General features: G+C 37.4%; 2 protein-coding genes and 1 pseudogene. 1 reads left to right on the forward strand and 2 read right to left on the reverse strand.

All coding sequences use genetic code 11. The annotated features are described in order from the left end of the window. Nucleotides 1-90, forward strand: a 90-nt coding sequence (locus BMG01_RS11680) for an IS3 family transposase (protein ID WP_143470296.1), incomplete at its 5' end; no start/stop codon positions are given. A gap of 941 nt (nt 91-1,031) precedes the next feature. Here BMG01_RS11680 and BMG01_RS10325 read toward each other — a convergent pair. Both BMG01_RS10325 and BMG01_RS10330 read right to left on the reverse strand, forming a co-directional pair. Continuing rightward, on the reverse strand, nt 1,032-1,349 hold the full coding sequence (locus tag BMG01_RS10325; RefSeq protein ID WP_004912007.1) for a hypothetical protein: 318 nt from the start codon (nt 1,347-1,349) through the stop codon (nt 1,032-1,034). A gap of 532 nt (nt 1,350-1,881) precedes the next feature. Next, a pseudogene (locus BMG01_RS10330) lies at nt 1,882-2,153 on the reverse strand (holin); the annotation flags it as partial.

Consider the following 2,153-nt stretch of genomic DNA (forward strand, 5'->3'; position numbering starts at 1 on the left):
AATTATTACAACAATCACCGGATCAAACAAAAACTCAATGGTTTGTCGCCGGTTCAATATCGACAACTCACCACTGAGTCTGTTAGTTAATTAATTTTATTTTGTCCAACTATTGGGGTTCACTTCACTAGTCCGTGCCTTTTGTTATGCATTTCATTACGCTGTTACAGCCATTTTAAGCGTTTAATGTCTGTCTGGTATAAATACACTCAACAATAGATACAACGCAAATTTACACGCTATCTAGCTTGTTTTAAAACAAATACACCAGCTATATCTTAAGCACTGATACGGGGATGAGATTATATCCGTTATCAATCAAATTTATAACGAACTCATCTCTTGGTCGTTTCAAACGACCTCGGACTATCTCGCTATCGTTTCAAACGATAACAAACATCCCCTATAACTCTCTGCGATAGCTGGCGTTATCCACTTGAGGGACAACAAAATATCTGTGACCCATTTTAGCACTCTGAAACAAAGTGACATAACAAATTATACGGGGATGATAAGCAGTAAATAATTTTAGTTTACACTTGTAGTCTTATATAATTTACACCCCCGCCCCACTTTGCTGTCTCGGAGAGCGCACACATAGGGCTCGTCTTGTGTCGAAACAACAATTTTCGATTATTTTTTATAGGGGGGTCTTGACAAGGTTAATCTAGCAACGTTAAAGGGTTCTTGACTCAAAAATAGGCTTAAAAGTGGTAGCTAAAGTAACCCTAACTCCAAAAACTAGGGTGGGTTTAGGGGGTAGTTTTTACGTTAAATATGATGTACCCCTTGTGGCAGTAGTGATAAACTATGCCCATTTTAGAAATCAGTAAGCTGTAAACGTTGATATAACAGCATTCCTGTGTTTTGTACAGAAATTGATAAAAGCCTTTATATCAACGATTGTGGGATAACCCCCCCTATAAAAAAACTTTTCAAAATTCAACATTTTTATAAGGCAACGGTATGTGTGTGCTCTACAATCTAGTAACAAGGGGGCGGGGGTGTTTTTTATTGTAAACAAAAAAGCACTACACTTGTAATGCTTCATGTCTCAGCTTGATAAATTCATCCCCGTGTTGTGTCATCACATTCAATAACGTTTTAAAGTCATTGCGCCATGTTTTTAACTGTGAATAGCTTTTACCTGCTTCACTCACAACTTCTTCCCACGTTATAAACTTATCGCTGTAATATCGTTTGATGACTTCACTATGTTCTGGTTTGATGACTGACAAACAAAATGTAATGTCTGCAATGTCCTGGTTGTATCGTGGCTCAACCTCTGCCATTAACTTCAATCTACCTGAAAAATAATCTCTCAACATCTTATCTGTTCTATCTGCCACGATCACACCTCATTTTTATTTTTTGTCATTACCAAAAGTTAATTACGGGACTTTTCAAATGTTTAATTTTGGCATTTGTATTTAATGCTCCAGCTATACTACGTTTTACTTTTGTCATACCCATAGCCCCCTATCACTTAGTATTCTATGAATATTATACTGTATATATACATTTTTATTCGTATATATTCTGATTATGTACCACATTTTTATGATGTGCTAAATGTTTCCCACTTTTGCAAATAAAAAACGGCTTAAATGCCGTTACACTGCCTACTTGCGTATTTAAAATGTTTCCCTAAAAGTTTCCCATTTTGTGTGAAATGCTATGAAATACAGTGCAACGTTTTTCATAAGAAAAGGCGCTACATCAAGGTTTTTGAAACCTTATGCAACGCCATGAAATACCTAGTAGCGCTAGAGGGAGCATAACTGCATTGTTCTAAAGGCTTACGGAGCATGTTGTAGCAAATCTGTAGCAAATAAAAAACCGCCCAACCAGAAATAATCCAGTCGGGCGGTTTTAGTTTACTTAATTTTGTAAGGCACTAACCTTTGTTTGTGCATCAGCTAATGCCTGTTGTGCTTTGGCTAACTCATCAGCTTTGGCTAATTCACTAGCTTGTTGTGTCGCTGCCTCTTGCGCTTTAGCTTGTTCGGCCGTCATCTGTGGGTATGTCTGATTCAACTCATTAATCAATACAGCGTATTCTTTTTCAATAGCGTTCTTGATTATTGCTTCATCGGTGTCTGATAACCCTAGCGCTGATAACGCTTGTTTGACGATATCAACCGCGCCAGACT

Source organism: Leuconostoc sp. BM2, from assembly GCF_002095565.1.
GTDB classification, from domain to species: Bacteria; Bacillota; Bacilli; order Lactobacillales; family Lactobacillaceae; genus Leuconostoc; species Leuconostoc falkenbergense.